Origin of the sequence: Anaeroplasma sp. (genome assembly GCF_034179385.1) — a bacterium.
Taxonomy (GTDB): Bacteria; Bacillota_I; Bacilli_A; order Acholeplasmatales; family Anaeroplasmataceae; genus Anaeroplasma.
In genome coordinates, this window is record NZ_JAXFPY010000086.1 from 18163 (window position 1) to 35127 (window position 16965).

Sequence of the window (16965 nt, forward strand, 5' to 3'; positions counted from 1 at the left end):
ATCGAAAAAAAATAGAGCATGATGCTCTATTTATTTACAGCGTCCTTTAAAACCTTACCAGCCTTGAATGCAGGTGTCTTCTGAGCTGGTACAGATACAATCTCACCAGTTCTAGGGTTTCTACCCTCTCTAGCGACTCTAGTTCTAACTTCGAATGTACCAAAGCCAGAAATAACTACCTTATCGCCATCCTCTAATGCTTGAGTAATCATCTTAAATACAGTATCAACTGCATTTTCAGCATCTTTACGTGTTACATCTAATTCGTCTGCTATTGTAGCAACAATTTCCGATTTATTCATTTTTTCCTCCTAAATTTTTAAAAGCTTATTGTATATTCATTATAACAATGTATTTATAAAATTTCAAGCCTTTTGGCGTTAAAAAAATCCTTTAGGTAAAGGATTTTTTCTGCAATTTTAATTACTTGATCTCTAAAATTTCAATTTCTATGTCCTTGCCAGTTTCTGTAGTCATAAATACATGGTCTAAAGCCTTATGACCTAATACAGCCTTAGCAAGTGGAGATTCATTAGAAATCTTACCTGAGAATGGATCTGTTTCAGAACCACAAATTTGGAATTCCTTAACTAAATTCTTTGCCACATAACGAATCTTAATTGTTGTGACTTCAACAATTCTTGCATGCTTTAGCATGTCTTCGATTTCTGTAATACGAGCCTCATTCTTCGATTGCTCTTCTCTTGCAGATGTATAATCAGCGTTTTCAGATAAGTCACCTTGCTCACGAGCAACCTTAATCGCTTCTTTGATTCTATCTCTTTCGGAAACCTTTCTCCACTCTAGCTCTTCTTCAAGCTCTTTCTTACCTGATACGGTTAAATCAATTTGTTTTGCGTTTACCATTTTATAGTCCTCCATAAAAATACATATATAAATTATACTTAAAAACTTTAAAAAATCAAGAACTAATACATATCATTATATTTTGTTCTTCGTAGTCTTGCTTGAATACTCTTATATCCAGGAAATACTAGATCTAGCCTATCATAAAATGCTTTTTGATGATTTGGATAATAGAAATGACATAATTCATGATAGATTACAGATAAAATGAATTCCTCATTATATTTCGCTAAGGATTCTTGGAATATAATTAATCTTCTTTTTGGGAAGCATTCTCCATAATAGGTTTTGACCTTTTTATATTCTATTTGAATAGGAAATAAAATATTCATTTTCGCTTTCGCAAGCTCAATATGATTATTTACGAAATAGGATAAATTCTCTTTATAAAAGCTATCCACTATTTTTTGATTGATTTCCTTATCCGTTGTATCTGTATATAAAATAGCCTTATTCCCCATAAGAATCATTTTTCTTAAATCTGATTCTATAATTTGAAGCTCATATTCTATTCCAAATAGGTGAATGGATTGATGGAAGTTTTTTTCTTCTGTTGTCATACATCGTTTAATGAATCTATAATGCTTAGACATCTCAAGATATATTTCCTCATCCGTCATCATTTTATTCGTTTCTAATAAGAATGTGTCGGGAGCCTTATATTTAATGCTCCAGCCTCTTTTTCTTTTATTTAGGATGAATTCAACCTTAAACTTGATTCCCTTTAACTCAAATTCCATCAAACTAACCTCAATAAATCAAATTCAGATAATGGAATATCACTCTTAAAATGAAGCTTTTGTAGTGGATGCCTTGCCGCATCAACACTATTTCCATCCTCATCAAAGATTTCCTTTATATCTAGATTGAAGGTACCTCTTGGAGAAAATACCTCAATGGTTGTATTCGGTAAGAAATAATTTCTTTGCTCAATATATACCATGTGTGTATTTTCATCATATCCTCTAACGATACCAATAAAATCCTTAGTAGGCACAGTTAAATTTAAATCATATAATTGCTCATGAATTGTAGTATCTCCAAATAGGAAGCCTGTAGAGGTCAATCTGTTTTCTGCCTTTTCGATTTGCTTAATATATACATTATAATCTATAACCTTACCAGTTTCTTCATATTCATCGATAATTCTTCTATAGGCATTTACAACCGTTGCAATATAATGTAAGGATTTCATTCTACCTTCAATCTTGAAGGAATCTACACCAATATCCATAAGCCTTGGAATCGCCTTGATTGCACATAAGTCCTTAGAGGACATCGCAAAATAATCTCCCTTAGGGTTATAGGTTATTCCATCCTTCACTAAATCATAATTCCATCTACAGGAGTGTGCACAGCCACCTCTGTTGGCATCTCTATTGGTCATATTATTCGATAGCATACATCTACCACTAAAGGATACACACATACCACCATGAATAAAGGCTTCAATATCGACCTTTGAATTCTTCTTACATACTTCTATTTCATCTAGGGAAAGCTCCCTTGCTAAAACAACTCGATTGACTCCAAGCTTATAAAAGAAATCAATTGCCTCAGGATTTGCTATTGATTCTTGAGTAGATACATGGGCCTCCATATGCGTATGTTCTATAACGAGCTTTAAAATATATATGCTAGATGCAATAATACAGTCTACTCCTGCATCCTCTAAAGCCTTTAAATATTCTAATATTTCATCTGTATCGGCCTCATGCATTACAATATTACAGGTTACATGTATTTTTGCTTTATGCTTATGAGCAAAACAACAGCCCTCCTTAATATCCTCTATAGTAAAATTGGATGCTCTACTTCTTAAAGAGAATCTAAGTCCCCCAATAAATACAGCATTTGCTCCATAAAGGATGGCAACCTTTAGCTTTTCTAAATCTCCTGCAGGAGCTAATAATTCATATTTACTCATAGCTTTAGCTCCTCCTTTTGGTATACAGAATCCTTATAGGCAAAGCCTTTATTCGTATTTAAATTTAATGCATTAAATTCCTTAAGCATTAGATTTCCATTTAAAGCTTCCTTATATATTTTTAAAACAGAGGCCATAATAGAATCACTTACTCTATAGCTTTCCATAAATCCATAGGCAATACCCTTTAATTCATTTAATTCCTCTAAATAAGAAATCAAATAGGATCTATAGATTATAGTTCCATTTATATTTTCCTCTCCAGGAAAATAATCCTTCCTTGTTGCTTCCTTAAAATAGACATCATGCTTTGGGTATTCCGTATTGTTTTTTATAGAATATAAAGAAATTAGTTTTCTTTTTGAGTAGAACATCAATCTTTCACCAAAAACCTGATAAAAGGCATTTGTTTGAGCCTTTTCATTGATATTAAGTACATCCTTAAGTGTAATTTCTGATGAAATACCTAAGGCATGAAATCCAAAGGCTTGATAAGAATTAAAATCTAAGGAATTCGTAATCATAGTTTTGGGGTCAAAGATGATTTTATCCTCTATATTTAGCTTTATTGCCAAATTGCATAAACCTAAATCGGTAACATAAAAGTATTGAACGAAATCCTTATATTTTATGAAATATTCCTTGGCAATATCTATATTCGTTGGTTCATATATTTTATCCATAGATAATACAATATCTATATGATTTTTTTTACAAAAATCAATGGCTAAAGCTAAATCTAAATCCTTATAATTTAAGGAGGTATCCTTACATTCTAATAAGGCCATATCAAGATATGCTGCTAAGTTATTTAATTGTTCCATAGTATATATACTTGTAATGAGCCTCATATATCCTCCTTCGAATGAAAAATCCATGAAATTCATGGATTATTTTTTAATAGTGGAAGCCGCCCTTGCCTTTTCCTTTACCCTTCTTTTGCTTTGGCTGGGAAAAGCCAGGATAATTCCCATTTTTCATTTGTAAAGACATTCTTTTCGCATCTGATTCATCCATATTCTTCATCTGCTTCATTGTCTTTTTCATTTGGTCAAGCATAGTTCTTAGTCGATTAACCTCTTGAATCGATCTACCAGAACCCTTTGCAATACGATCTCTTCTCTTGAAATCCTTATCGATTAATTCAGGATGTAATCTTTCATTTTCGGTCATAGAATAGATAATTGCTTCAATCTTATCGAAGGCCTTATCATCTACTTGGGAGATTGCCTGCTTCATTTGTCCCATCCCCGGTAAGAAGCCTAATAGCTTAGAAATAGAACCCATTCTCTTGATCATTTTAAATTGCTTTAAAAGATCGTTATAGTTGAAATTGTTCTTCATCATATCTTCAGCCATTTGCTGCATTTCTTCTTCATTGATATTTTCCTGAACGGTATCAATTAGGGTTAATACATCACCCATACCTAAGATACGATCAGCAAGTCGATCTGGGTAGAAGATTTCCATCGCATCAAGCTTTTCACCTGTAGACATAATCTTAATAGGGATACCGGTCATTTCCTTAATCGATAGGGCAGCACCACCTCTTGTATCACCATCAAGCTTTGTCAAGATAATACCTGTAACATCCAAATCCTTATGGAAGGCAAGGGCTACATTTACAGCATCCTGACCTGCCATGGCATCTACAGTAAGTAAGATTTCATCTGGAGATGCAATCTCTTTTACATTTTTTAATTCCTGCATTAATTCCTCATTAATTTGAAGTCTACCTGCAGTATCGATAAATACTAAGTCACAGCCCTCTTCACGAGCCTTCTTTAAGCCTTCTGTAACAATTTTTTCTGCAGATACCTTAGTACCCATTTCAAATACAGGTACATTAATAGATTTACCTAGGGTAACTAACTGATCTACTGCGGCTGGTCTATAGATATCGGCTGCAATAAGCATGGGCTTTTTCTTTAGTTTTTTTCTATAGAATAGAGCCATCTTACCTACAGCAGTCGTTTTACCTGCACCCTGTAGACCAACAGCCATAACGACTGTGGTGCCATGCTCCTTAATATTTAAATCTACAGCCTCATCACCTAAGGTCTTCTTTAATTCATCACGAACGACCTTAACGACCTGCTGTCCTGGATTTAAGCCCTTTAGGATATCCTCACCTAGAGCCTTTTCCTTTATTTCTGCTAAGAATTTCTTTACTACCTTATAGTTAACGTCTGCCTCTAGTAAAGATAATCTAACCTCTCTTAGCATATCATCAATATCTTTTTCATCTAGCTTACCCTTACCTGTAAGCCTTCTTAATCCCATTTGTAAACGGGAGCTTAAGCTATCAAATGCCATAAACTACTCCTTTAAAAGGTTCAATATTTCTTCCTTTAATTTAGGTTCTATATCCATTGAACCAATCTTTTTCATCTTTTCGAGAAGATGGATATGATTTTCATAATCTATAAGCGTATTTGACGCTCTTTTAATTTGATCAAATACTCCATTTCTAGATATCCCATAATTTTCTGCCATTTCAGATAAGGATAAATCTAAGAAGTAATAATCCTCAAAATACGCTCTTTGCTTTTCTGTTAATAAACCACCATAGATATCATATAAATCTATGATATATACTCTTTTATCCTCTTCCATATTATTCCTCAAAGAAATCTGCAAATAAGCCATATAGGTATTGCTCGATATCGAAAACCTCTAAATCCTCAACGCCCTCACCAAGTCCAATATATTTAATTGGAATACCAAGCTCATGACGAATAGCTAAAACAATACCACCCTTAGATGTACCATCAAGCTTTGTTAAAATAACACCAGATACATCCGTAGCCTCTTTAAATGCTTTAGCCTGAGACATACCATTTTGACCGGTTGTTGCATCAATAACCAATAATGTTTCATGTGGAGCATCCGGTATTTCCTTTTGAATAACTCTTTTCATTTTCGCAAGCTCATTCATTAGATTTACCTTATTTTGAAGTCTACCTGCAGTATCACATAAAAGTAGGTCATATCCTTCCATCTTAGCCTTCTTTACTGCATCAAACATAACTGCAGATGGGTCAGACCCATCCGGCTTCACAACAATATCTACACCTACACGATTTGCCCATACATCAAGCTGTGCAACGGCACCTGCTCTAAAGGTATCTCCTGCAGCAAGTAAAACCTTCTTGCCCATCTTTTTATATTGGTATGCGATTTTTGCAATGGAGGTTGTTTTACCTACGCCATTAACACCAACGAATAATACGACAGATAAGCCCTCCTTCTTTAGGTTTAGGTTCGCATTAACAATTTCACCATTCAAATAGATTTCAAACATTTCATCCATAATCATTTCCTGTAGATCAACAGGATTGGTAATGCCCTTCGTTTTAACCTCACTCTTAAGCTTATCTATAAAATCAATTACGGTATCTACACCAATATCTGCCATAATGAATATTTCTTCTAGCTCATCAAATAAATCCTCATCGATTTTATTGCTCTTAGATAAAATATCCTTTAGGGTAGATAATGCACCCTCACGGGTTTTATGTAAACCCATTTTATATTTTTCTTTTTTCTTTTTATCTTTTCTTTTAAATAAATCAAAAAAGCCCATGATTTCAACTCCATATTCTTTCCCATTATACCATAATCAAGATATAAATTTAAAGAAGAAAAATAGGCATTGGACCTATTTTCACTTATATAAAGCATTTTCTTCTTTAATTCTTTTCTTATTATCTAAAAGTATACCAGCACAAAACATTAGAAAGGTAAGCGGAATAGCTATTGCTTGGTAAATATTTCCAAGCTTCATTATGGTAGTACCCTCATATATTGTTTTTAGCTTATATTCACCACTTTCAACATGAATGGATACCAATCCATCGATTTCTTCTGCATCGATAACTTTCACATTTCCATAATTATCCTCTAATACAATCTTATATCCAGGATAATAAATTAAAGGAATTTGTACAATAGAATCACTTTCTATATTTAATTCTAATTCTACTATAGGAGCCTTATGGGAAATCGTATGAACACTACCACTTCCCTCTAGTAAAATAGCTTCTTCCTTTAATTCCTTACCGTAAAAGCTTTTATTTGTAATATATTTTTTTACTTTAGGATATAAGGAATTCGAATAGCTTGATTTATAGCTATCGTTAAAATAATACATATAAGGGAAATATTCTCTACATGCACCAAAGGATGCCCAATCCGTAAAATAGGAATCATCAATTTTATATGTCCATCTTAAAGAATTCTCTTTATCCTTTTCGCTATTATATAGGATTTCCTTTTCCGGAATTGCCTCTCCTGTAAAGAGTAAGAAGGATGCCCCTACTAAGCCTACGATCGATAAATATTTCTTATTAAAATTCTTTAATATTTCTACAGCAAGTATAGATGAAAAGAAGGATAGGAATCCAAATAATCTCCATGGGAATTGAATGCTTCTTAATGTGGATGGAATGATATACCATATATTACCACCTACAATAAGGAATAAGGTTAATGCATGGACAAAGATTAAATAATATAAATCCATATAGGATTCTTTTTGTAATCTTGATGTTCTTCTTTTTTCTTTCGTAAGGCTATAAAAAATAGTATAAATGAAGGCTAACACTATAACAACTCCATACATTAGAGTCTTATAGCTAATAATGGATATTATAAGTAATATAGAAGATAGAATAGATAGATATAATACTTCCTTTAGATTCAGATTCTTATATTCCTTTGAATAGACAAAATACAAATAAGAAACATGGAAAATAAGTACACCCAAGAATATTTCTGTTCTACTGCTTAAAAATATCATAGGTACAATTCCAATGATCGATACTATTATAGAATGGAAATATTTCAATTTATTTAGTTTTGCTAAGAAATAATCGAGTACCGTCATACCTATAGTAAAGATTACAAAATAGGATGCATCTATAATACTTTTTTCCTTAGTCCAACCAAAATTCTTTAAATATTCAAAATTTAATAAGCCACTATACCATTCAAAATCTCCTCTATTTGCTAAATAAGAGGCACTCGTCCACATACGAGTCTCATTCGATACATTATAAAATCCTGTAGAATATAAGGAATAAGCACTAAATAATGTTTTTGATGCAATGCCTAATAATAAAAGCATAGATACAAGGGCATAAAGAATAAGCACCTTATCATATTTTAAGGAATAATAGATTTTCTTTATATGAAAGAATAAATAAATAACACCAAAGAAATAGGAATAGACTGCAGTAATATTATGTGTTAGGAACAATAAGGATCCACCTAAAATAATTTCTAAGCAGGATATAGATCTTGAAAATCCTCTATCCCCTATATGAACAAAATCATATAAGCCCATAAAGAATAATGGCATAAATAAGAAGCTATAGGCTTCTGCTAAAGCAACTCTACAAATCATATCGAAATAACGATAGGGATATAGAATAAATACAAAGGCTGCAATTAAGGATGGAACTCTTTTATTTTTACTTATATGCATACCAAAGCGGTACATAAGTATACCGGATAGGAATACAGATAAGAATAGATTTAGCTTTAATGCGCTAAGTAGAGTCATACCAAAGGGTTCAAATAAAATGGCAATCATGCAGGTTGTTAAATGCACGAATGGAGAATAAAATAAATTCTTTCCAAAGCCTAAGCCCGATGCAAGCAAATCCGATATAGGGGAAATACTTCCTTCCTTTAGATCTAAATACATGTCATAAATATTAGAAAAATGGAAGGCAATATCATCACCAAAGGGGAATCCATCATGAAATAAAATGATATTTCCAAAGATGGATGCTGTGAATATCAATACATAGGGTATGATTTTATATATTTTTTCTTTAACATTGAATCTTTTTAATGCAAGCTCCATAATAAATTCCTCAATTTCATAACAATTTTACCATAAATCAAAAAAACTCCAAATAGGAGTTTATTTATTTAGTAAATTATTATATTCCTCTAGGGATACAATTCTTTTACATCTTGGATATCTTGAGCAGCCAAAGAAGGTATTCCCTTTGTTTTTACCCTTTCCTGCAGTTCTTGCAACTAAATGTCCCTTACCACATTCTGGGCATAGTACCTCCTTAGTTTGATCTACTACTATAGGTGCCTTAGCCTCACTACATTTTCTATAGCAATATAAGATGCCATCCTTATCCTTTAGCATCATAGAACCACACTTAGGGCATACCTCATGGGTTGGGGTATCCTCAATAATTACCTTACACTTAGGGAAGTTTGTACATCCATAGAAGGTATTCCCTTTGTTTTTACCTCTTGCGGCAGTTCTTGCAACTAAATGCCCCTTACCACATTCTGGACAAATGAATACTTCCTTTGGTTCTTCCATACAGTGGTTGGAGCAATATAAATTGCCATCTTTATCCTTTAGCATTAAGCTTCCACAGTTATCACATACCTCACTAGTAGGCATATCATTAAAGATGGTTTTACATTTTGGATAGTTATCGCAAGCATAGAAAATAGAACCCTTATTCTTTCCGGATTTCGAGATTCTCTTTACAATATGAGCCTTATGGCAAACAGGACATACAATTCCTGTATCGTTATCCTCTTCATTTACTTCCTTTTTGATGTAATTGCAATTCGGGTAATTACTGCAGGATGTAAATTCTCCATATTTACCTAAGCGAATCACAAGTGGACTTCCACATTCTGGGCAAATTTCATCTGTAGGAATTGGATATTTGCTTTCCATATTCTTTAAGGCCTTATCATAGATTGGCATAAAGCTCTGGTAGAAGCTTGTAAGCTCATCCTCCTTAGCTAAATCGCCTGAGGCAATTTTATCTAAGTCGCTTTCCATATTTGCTGTATATTTTACATTAATAATAGAATCAAAATATTCATTTAATTTATCTATTGTTAATATACCCTGTTCTGTTGGATGAATCATTCTCTTTTCAAGCTTGATATATTCTCTTTCCTTTAATGTAGCAATGGTTTGTGCATAAGTAGATGGTCTACCTATACCTAAATCCTCCATATCCTTAATTAAGGATGCCTCTGTATATCTACTCTTAGGCTGTGTTTCCTTATCTAGGATATTAATCTTATCTGCATTATAGGAATCTCCTAAGGCAAAATTTGGAATGAAATCCGATTCCTCCTCTTCCTTTCCATATACCTTTAAATAGCCATCAAAGGTAAGCTCTGAGCCTTGGGTTGTCCATAAGGAATCTGTATTTGTAAATTCTACCTTTGTTTGATTAAATACTGCAGCACTCATTAAGGAGGCTAGAGTTCTTTTATAAATTAGATTATAAAGCTTATATTCATCATTGGATAAATATGGCTTTAAAGAATCTGGTGTTCTACTTATGGATGTAGGTCTTATACCCTCATGAGCATCCTGCATACCCTTTTGATTCTTTGTCTTAACACTACCTAAATATCTTGTACCATAGGTATTTAGGATATAATCCTCAACACTCTTAACAAAGATATCCGAAAGACGAGTGGAGTCTGTACGCATATAGGTAATTAAACCGACTGTCTCACTACCAATATTTTTACCTTCATATAGCGCTTGAGCGATACTCATCGTCTTTGTTGGGCTAAAGCCTAAGCGAATCGATGCATCCTGCTGCATCGTAGATGTCGTATAGGTAGGATAGGATTGCTTCTTAATTTGCTTTTTCGATATATCAGATACCGTAAAGGATAATAGTCTCGATTTTAAATCCTCAAGTATCTTTCTATCCTTAATTCTATTTTTAGAATCTATTTTAACGCCATTAATTTCAGATATCTTAAGCTTGAAGGCTTTAAATATAGCCTCCATTTCATAGTAAGCCTCAGGAATGAAGGCTTGAATTTCTTTTTCTAGATTTACAATTAATAATAAGGTTGCACTTTGTACTCTTCCGGCACTTTTAGAGCCAATTTTTCTTTGAAGAAGCTTAGATAGCTTAAAGCCTAAGATTCGATCAATCATTCTTCTTGATTCTTGGCTATCCACCATTTTCATATTGATGGTATGTGGATGTAATAGGGCATCATTTACTGCTTGCTTTGTAATTTCATGGAATTCAATACGATTTAAATCATTTAAATCTAAATTTAATTCTCTAGCAAGATGATATGCAATAGCCTCTCCCTCACGGTCGGGGTCGGTTGCAAGATAGACTTGATTGCCCTTGCAAGCCTTTTGTAGTGATTTTACTAAGGATTCCTTTCCATCTATAATTCTATAGTCTGGAATGAAGCCATTATCGATATCTATACCTAATCCACCCTTGCCTGTAGTAGCAAGGTCACAAATATGTCCTTTTGAGGATAAAACGGTATATTTTCCACCTAAATAGCCAGAAATTGTTTTTGATTTACTTGGAGATTCGACGATGATTATTTTGTTCATTCTATATCCTCCTATAAAGTGCTTCTCTATAATAGACCAAGATTTTTTAGTTGTCAAGGCTCGATTTTTAGACTTTCTTTAAAAAAACAAGCCCCCTCCTAAAGGAGGGAGCATTCAAAAATTATTTTTCATTTTCTTCTTCGTTAAAATCCAAATTTAGGGATAACTGCTTTGAGAAATACTTCGATACTGGTGCATATGTTTTTCTATGGATTTTACATGGACCATATTTTTCTAAGGCAAGTAAATGTTCCTTAGTTCCATAGCCCTTATGCTTCTTAAATCCATAATTTGGGTATTTGAAATCCATTTTTTCCATATAATGATCTCTAGATACCTTAGCTAATATAGATGCAGCAGCTACACTTGCGGATAGTGCATCTCCGTGAACTAAGGATATATGCTCTATTTCAAGCTCACCTAAAGGCATTGCATCAATCAATACATAATCTGGCTTAACCTTAATATCCTCTATAGCCTTTAGCATTCCCTTTTTGGTTGCTTGATAAATATTTAATTCATCTATGTCCTTTTCCGATATAAATACAACACTATAGGCTAAAGCGTTTTTAACAATGATTTTATATAATGCCTCTCTTTTCTTTTCAGATAGCTTTTTCGAATCATTAATTCCATCTATCTTTAAAAAGGGAGGTAGTATACATGCAGCAACGACAACAGGACCTGCGAGTGGTCCTCTACCTGCCTCATCTACACCACAGATATTTTCATATCCCTCATCATATAATTCATTCTCATATTTATATAGGTTAACTTCTTCCTTCTGGCTTTTCATAACTCATTGCCCCTATCTTCATACTTCTAAGCTCATTCATTATAATCGTTCTTACTCTATCTAAATCAATGATGCCACCCTTTAGCATACATCCTCTTTTTTTACCTATCTCCTCTAATATTACTATAGGATCAGAGGAAATTTCAGTTATATTATATCTTTCCTTTAATAAATTTGGATAATGTATACTTAAATATCTTACAGACTCATCTGTAATATATTCCATATCTAATATTTCATCCTTAATAGAACCACACATCGCAAGCTTTAAGCCTACCGTTTGATCTTCAAACTTAGGCCATAGGATACCTGGGGTATCTAACAAGAATAAATCCTCTGTGATTTTAATCCAGGTTTGTGATTTTGTTACACCGGGCCTATCTCCTACCTGTACAGCCTTTCTTTTTGCAAGTGTATTAATCAGGGTAGATTTACCTACATTAGGTATACCAATGATTAATGCTTTAATCTGCTTGCTTTTAATTCCTTTGGATTCTCTTTTTTCAAATACTTCCTTCAAGGCTAATCTTGCATAGGGTACAACATTTTTAATGTTATAGCCGTTTATAGAATCAATATCCAAGGATAATATATTTAAGGATTTATAGTATTCCATCCATTCCTTAGTTATTTTAGGGTCAGCTAAAGAAGATTTATTTAATAGAATTAATCTAGGTTTATTTCCAACAATTTCACCCACCATAGGATTCGTTGATGAAAAGGGAATTCTTGCATCCTTTAATTCTATGACTAAATCGACAAGCTTAATATTCTCTTTAATTTCTCTTTTTGCCTTGGCCATATGGCCAGGAAACCATTGAATCGGATTCATATTTGAATCCTCCTATTCTAATAAAAATGTATGCCAGTAAATGGGAACACCCTCATATAAACTCTACCAAAGACATCCTCGTTTTTGATTAAACCAAATTTTCTTGAGTCATGGGAATTATCTCTATTATCTCCCATCACAAGCTGCATTCCAGATGGAATAAGGAAAGAAGTTTCAGTATCATCCATAATTCCTGCGCTTTTACGAATTCTTATAAATTCATCCTTTGAAATATCGCTATATACCTGATTATTGATACTAACCTCATTCATATCTGGTCCAGAGAGTTTTATAATATCGCCTTCAATTGCAATCGTTCTTTTGATGAAAAAGGAATCTAGCTCTGTATAATTTTTAGCATCAAAGACGATAATATCGTCTCTTTTTGGAGTATAAAATAAATCTGTACATAATAATCGGTCTCCATCCTTAAATGTAGGTTCCATAGAGGATCCTACAACCGTACATGGAGTGGTTATATATATCATTATAAATAATAATATAGATAAGCATTTACAAATAAAGGAATAAATATCTAATTTGATATTTAATTTTGTAATTAAGGCTACCCAGTCAAGCCCTTTCATTTCTGAATAAATCATATAACCTATTTGAAATAGGAAATAGCCAAAGGCTAAACTTAAGGTAATATAGAAGATAACAATTGCAACCAGATAGAAGGAAAATCCACCACCACCTAAGGCGTTAAAGAATACTCCAATCCTTTTGATATATATAAAGGAAAAGATCATCATAAATAAATAGATACCATTAAGGATTCCTTTTTTCATCCAAAGAGTTTTTTTATATTTACCGAGTTCTTCTTCCGTAATTGTTTTATCTAAATACTTATTTTCTAGAGATTCTTTCATTCCTCATCAATACCAAACATCTTTCTTAATTCATAGCTATCTACTAAAATCTCTCGGCTCTTTGTTCCATTCTTAGCAGATACGATATTTCTATCCTCAAGCATTGTAACAATTCTTGATGCACGGTTAAAGCCTAGATTAAAGGCATTTTGAATACCATTGATGGAGCAGGCATTAGAATCTACACAGAATTGTGCAATCTGATATAATAATTCCTCAGATTCTGAAGCAATATCTCTACCACCTAAAGAGCCTTGCGCATTTACCTGATTCATTCTCTTCTTTAAATCATCTAAGTTGAACATATAATCAGGACCATAAGTTTCAACTAAATAATCACAAATAGCGATAATTTCATTATCTGGTAGGTATGCGCCCTGTGCACGTAGTGGAGCCCCCTGGTTTTTAATAAGCATATCTCCTCTACCAAGTAGATTTTCTGCACCAACCTCATCCAAAATGGTATTCGAATCGATTTGAGATGCCACACGGAAGGCAATACGGCATGGAATGTTTGCCTTAATTGTACCAGATACAACCTGTACGGTTGGTCTTTGGGTAGCTAAAATGATATGCATACCGCAGGCTCTTGCCTTTTGAGCAAGTCTTACGATAGAATCGTTAACCTCAGCACCACACTGCATAACCAAATCGTTAAACTCATCGATTACAGCTAAAATATATGGTAGGTTTTCTAATTCTTTATACTCCATCCTCTTCTTATTATATTCCTCAAGATTTCTAACCCTATTCTTTGAGAAGATTTCATATCTTCGATCCATCTCCTCACAAGCCCACTTCAGTGCCTCACCCGCTAAGGTTAAATCGGTAATAACGGGTACAGCCAGATGTGGAATATCTCTATAGAAGGTCATTTCAACCATCTTAGGGTCAACTAAAATAAGCTTTAGCTTATCTGGTGAATTCTTAATTAATAAAGATATAAGTAAAGTATTGATACATACGGATTTACCTGATTTTGTAGCACCGGCAATTAAAGCATGTGGCATATCGGTAATATCCTGATATACACAGTTACCATTAATATCCTTACCTAAGGCTACATTCATAGGCTTCTTATCATTGACGAAGGCATCATCGATGATATCACCAAATTTAACGACCTCTGCCTTATCATTTGGGGCTTCAATACCTACGGTATTCTTTCCTGGAATTGGGCATAGAATACGTAAGGATTGAACCTCTAGGTTCATCGCAAGGTTATCCCTAATTTGGTTAACTTTTTTAACATTAACACCTTGTTCAAGCCTAATTTCATATAGAGTGAAGGCAGGACCCTTAGTATAGGAAATTACCTCACCTGCAATACCGAAGGAGGTAAGGGTTTGGTTGATAATTTCCTTCTTTTCCTCAAGCCACTTAGGAAGGGAAGATTCCTCCTTAGAGGATCTTTCAAACATTGATGAATAATCGATATGATAATTCTTATATTTATCTTCCTTCTTAAATACAATAGGCTTTTCTTCCTTTTTAGGAGGTTGATCTTGAGTCTTTATGCCCTCTTCCACCTCTTCAGGTTCCTTTTTTTCAAGTGGAGTAACTGTAGGGAAATCTCCTAGACTTGCTCTTCTTATAGCCTCTTCAATAGAAATATTTCTATCTACAGGAGGATTATCCTGGAATTTAATTTCAGGAGATTCCATGCTAGGCATATCCTCAAAGCTAAAGTCTTCTTCTAAGGATTTATCCATCTTAAATGGATCTTCCTCTACCTCTAAAACAGGCTCCTCCTTTGGTTTTTCCGTTAGGAAGGATGGAATCGATGTAGGCTTTGCCTTAGGAAGGGACTTAGATGGAGTATTATACTCATATGGAGTATCATCTACATTCAAATCAAGTACGAAATCAGGAGTATCCTCTACTACCTCTTCCTTAGCCACATCCTCTATAGGCTTTTCCTCACCCTCATGAACAAATTCTTCAAAGTCCTCTTCAAATAAGGATAGGGACTTCTTTTTCTTTGGTGCCTTTGGTAATTCCTCTTTTTTCTTAAGTTCAGGACCATCTCCACCTAAATATTCTCTTGCTTGCTCATGGTTCAGCATTTGGAATTCATAATATTTCGTTCCATATTTTTTGATGATTTCCTCATCAGAAATATGCTTTTCCTCTGGCTTTCTAATATAATCATAGCCTTGGTCTACATCAACCTTACCGGCATTATCTGGGTAAATAGGCTTATCATCTACTTGAGATCCATAGGCTGGGGATGCAACATTAATACCATGAAATTCATTTTTTCTTGCGTTGAATTTAAATTTTTCTGTTAATTGATAGATTTCAAAGGGCTCTTCTGTATATAAAAGTGGAATATATACGGGCTCCTTTACCTTTTTCTTTTTCATTTTATCCCTCCTATGATATTTTTACCTTCTTCTTTAATGGCTTCTTATTATCAAATGAAGACTCAAAATCATATGAATTATCTCTTGCAACAATAATTCTTTTCTTCATTTTTAATTCATCTTTTTGGGTATCTAAAGTATTTTCAATATCTTCATCTGAAAGAATTTCTTCTAGTACATTAGAATCAATTTCCTCCCTATTATTTTGATATGATTTAGAGAAGATCTTATAGGCCTCTTCGCCAACGATTCCAATAGTTGCTAAATATATCTTTTTCATAATAATTTTTACGGATATATCTACTGTACTCTTCTTTAATAGATTCAATGGATTAATGATACTTAAAATATATGAGCCTGTCTTCATTGTGTTTTTAAATGCATTGCCAACCTCATAGGCCTTAGAATCAAATACCTGCATCGTAGCCTCTGTTAAAGACATAATAGAGGATACCTTATATTTTCTTATAAGCTTTAATACTCTATGATTTAATATTTGATCTAATCTTTCCTTAACATAGGTAATAAGCTCTAAGGATTCATCAATCGTAAGTTCAAAAAAAGGATGCTTAGAATCTGGATAGAATCTAGATGCAATTCCATAAACTAAATTCATAGATACATATTTGAAATGCTCAAGCTCCTTTTGATCTCCCCTTAGTGTTTTATCATTAAAGGAGGCCTTGGCAATTCGAATCATTTCCTCTGCTTCCCGAACAGATAAATCATTCGCCTGAAGCTTTGCTTTATATTTTTTATCTCTCATAGATAATAGGACTACTAAAGCGTAGATTAGGCTTAATAATAACATACCAATCCCAATTCCAATAATAAAGGATAGTATGGTGGTAAAGTCTAAATTGAATATCCAAAATTTAATTGCAAATACCATCTACACCACCTCTATATTATTATATAA

The 16965-nt window shown here is 33.3% G+C and carries 15 protein-coding genes; all 15 read right to left on the reverse strand.

Annotation, left to right across the window (positions count from 1 at the left end):
* Positions 1–26 precede the first annotated feature (26 nt).
* Positions 27–302 carry an HU family DNA-binding protein gene (locus tag SPJ17_RS05605; protein ID WP_321093398.1) on the reverse strand — a complete coding sequence of 92 codons (276 nt, stop codon included), beginning with the start codon at positions 300–302 and terminating at the stop codon, positions 27–29.
* Between the two features lie 121 nt (positions 303–423).
* Positions 424–867 carry a transcription elongation factor GreA gene (greA, locus tag SPJ17_RS05610; protein ID WP_321093400.1) on the reverse strand — a complete coding sequence of 148 codons (444 nt, stop codon included), beginning with the start codon at positions 865–867 and terminating at the stop codon, positions 424–426.
* A 62-nt stretch (positions 868–929) separates the two neighbouring features.
* On the reverse strand, positions 930–1607 hold the full coding sequence (locus SPJ17_RS05615) for a SprT-like domain-containing protein (RefSeq protein ID WP_321093402.1): 678 nt from the start codon (positions 1605–1607) through the stop codon (positions 930–932).
* Positions 1607–2794: a U32 family peptidase gene (locus tag SPJ17_RS05620; protein WP_321093404.1), complete on the reverse strand. Its 1188-nt coding sequence runs from the start codon at positions 2792–2794 to the stop codon at positions 1607–1609. The genes SPJ17_RS05615 and SPJ17_RS05620 overlap by 1 nt, the downstream gene beginning before the upstream one ends.
* Entirely contained in the window at positions 2791–3645 is an 855-nt protein-coding gene (locus SPJ17_RS05625; RefSeq protein ID WP_321093405.1) for a U32 family peptidase, read from the reverse strand. Before SPJ17_RS05625 ends, SPJ17_RS05620 begins: the two co-directional genes overlap by 4 nt.
* A 46-nt stretch (positions 3646–3691) precedes the next feature.
* Entirely contained in the window at positions 3692–5110 is a 1419-nt protein-coding gene (gene ffh, locus SPJ17_RS05630) for a signal recognition particle protein (protein ID WP_321093407.1), read from the reverse strand.
* A gap of 3 nt (positions 5111–5113) precedes the next feature.
* Positions 5114–5410, reverse strand: a complete 297-nt coding sequence (locus tag SPJ17_RS05635) for a YlxM family DNA-binding protein (RefSeq protein ID WP_321093408.1) — start codon at positions 5408–5410, stop codon at positions 5114–5116.
* Position 5411: 1 nt separating this feature from the next.
* Positions 5412–6380 carry a signal recognition particle-docking protein FtsY gene (ftsY, locus tag SPJ17_RS05640; protein WP_321093410.1) on the reverse strand — a complete coding sequence of 323 codons (969 nt, stop codon included), beginning with the start codon at positions 6378–6380 and terminating at the stop codon, positions 5412–5414.
* 81 nt (positions 6381–6461) lie between these two features.
* Positions 6462–8666, reverse strand: coding sequence for a hypothetical protein (locus SPJ17_RS05645; protein ID WP_321093412.1), 2205 nt, complete (start codon positions 8664–8666; stop codon positions 6462–6464).
* A gap of 60 nt (positions 8667–8726) precedes the next feature.
* Positions 8727–11180, reverse strand: coding sequence for a type I DNA topoisomerase (topA, locus tag SPJ17_RS05650; RefSeq protein WP_321093413.1), 2454 nt, complete (start codon positions 11178–11180; stop codon positions 8727–8729).
* Positions 11181–11301: 121 nt separating this feature from the next.
* Positions 11302–11976 (reverse strand): ribonuclease HII, encoded by a 675-nt coding sequence (locus SPJ17_RS05655; RefSeq protein ID WP_321093414.1) that lies wholly within the window; start codon positions 11974–11976, stop codon positions 11302–11304.
* Positions 11951–12808 (reverse strand): ribosome biogenesis GTPase YlqF, encoded by an 858-nt coding sequence (gene ylqF / locus SPJ17_RS05660; RefSeq protein WP_321093415.1) that lies wholly within the window; start codon positions 12806–12808, stop codon positions 11951–11953. Before ylqF ends, SPJ17_RS05655 begins: the two co-directional genes overlap by 26 nt.
* Positions 12809–12825: 17 nt before the next feature.
* Positions 12826–13680, reverse strand: a complete 855-nt coding sequence (lepB, locus tag SPJ17_RS05665; protein WP_321093417.1) for a signal peptidase I — start codon at positions 13678–13680, stop codon at positions 12826–12828.
* On the reverse strand, positions 13677–16046 hold the full coding sequence (locus SPJ17_RS05670; RefSeq protein ID WP_321093419.1) for a DNA translocase FtsK: 2370 nt from the start codon (positions 16044–16046) through the stop codon (positions 13677–13679). Before SPJ17_RS05670 ends, lepB begins: the two co-directional genes overlap by 4 nt.
* Positions 16047–16056: 10 nt before the next feature.
* Positions 16057–16938: a hypothetical protein gene (locus tag SPJ17_RS05675; RefSeq protein WP_321093420.1), complete on the reverse strand. Its 882-nt coding sequence runs from the start codon at positions 16936–16938 to the stop codon at positions 16057–16059.
* Between the last annotated feature and the right edge of the window lie 27 nt (positions 16939–16965).

Bases quoted from the DNA above. Each gene is read 5' to 3' on its own strand.
- SPJ17_RS05625 (WP_321093405.1), bottom strand. From the start codon at position 3,645: ATGAGGCTCATTACAAGTATATATACTATGGAACAATTAAATAACTTA.
- SPJ17_RS05655 (WP_321093414.1), bottom strand. From the start codon at position 11,976: ATGAAAAGCCAGAAGGAAGAAGTTAACCTATATAAATATGAGAATGAA.
- SPJ17_RS05675 (WP_321093420.1), bottom strand. From the start codon at position 16,938: ATGGTATTTGCAATTAAATTTTGGATATTCAATTTAGACTTTACCACC.
- SPJ17_RS05670 (WP_321093419.1), bottom strand. From the start codon at position 16,046: ATGAAAAAGAAAAAGGTAAAGGAGCCCGTATATATTCCACTTTTATAT.
- SPJ17_RS05615 (WP_321093402.1), bottom strand. From the start codon at position 1,607: ATGGAATTTGAGTTAAAGGGAATCAAGTTTAAGGTTGAATTCATCCTA.
- ylqF (WP_321093415.1), bottom strand. From the start codon at position 12,808: ATGAATCCGATTCAATGGTTTCCTGGCCATATGGCCAAGGCAAAAAGA.
- SPJ17_RS05635 (WP_321093408.1), bottom strand. From the start codon at position 5,410: ATGGAAGAGGATAAAAGAGTATATATCATAGATTTATATGATATCTAT.
- ftsY (WP_321093410.1), bottom strand. From the start codon at position 6,380: ATGGGCTTTTTTGATTTATTTAAAAGAAAAGATAAAAAGAAAAAAGAA.
- topA (WP_321093413.1), bottom strand. From the start codon at position 11,180: ATGAACAAAATAATCATCGTCGAATCTCCAAGTAAATCAAAAACAATT.
- SPJ17_RS05645 (WP_321093412.1), bottom strand. From the start codon at position 8,666: ATGGAGCTTGCATTAAAAAGATTCAATGTTAAAGAAAAAATATATAAA.
- ffh (WP_321093407.1), bottom strand. From the start codon at position 5,110: ATGGCATTTGATAGCTTAAGCTCCCGTTTACAAATGGGATTAAGAAGG.
- SPJ17_RS05620 (WP_321093404.1), bottom strand. From the start codon at position 2,794: ATGAGTAAATATGAATTATTAGCTCCTGCAGGAGATTTAGAAAAGCTA.
- greA (WP_321093400.1), bottom strand. From the start codon at position 867: ATGGTAAACGCAAAACAAATTGATTTAACCGTATCAGGTAAGAAAGAG.
- lepB (WP_321093417.1), bottom strand. From the start codon at position 13,680: ATGAAAGAATCTCTAGAAAATAAGTATTTAGATAAAACAATTACGGAA.
- SPJ17_RS05605 (WP_321093398.1), bottom strand. From the start codon at position 302: ATGAATAAATCGGAAATTGTTGCTACAATAGCAGACGAATTAGATGTA.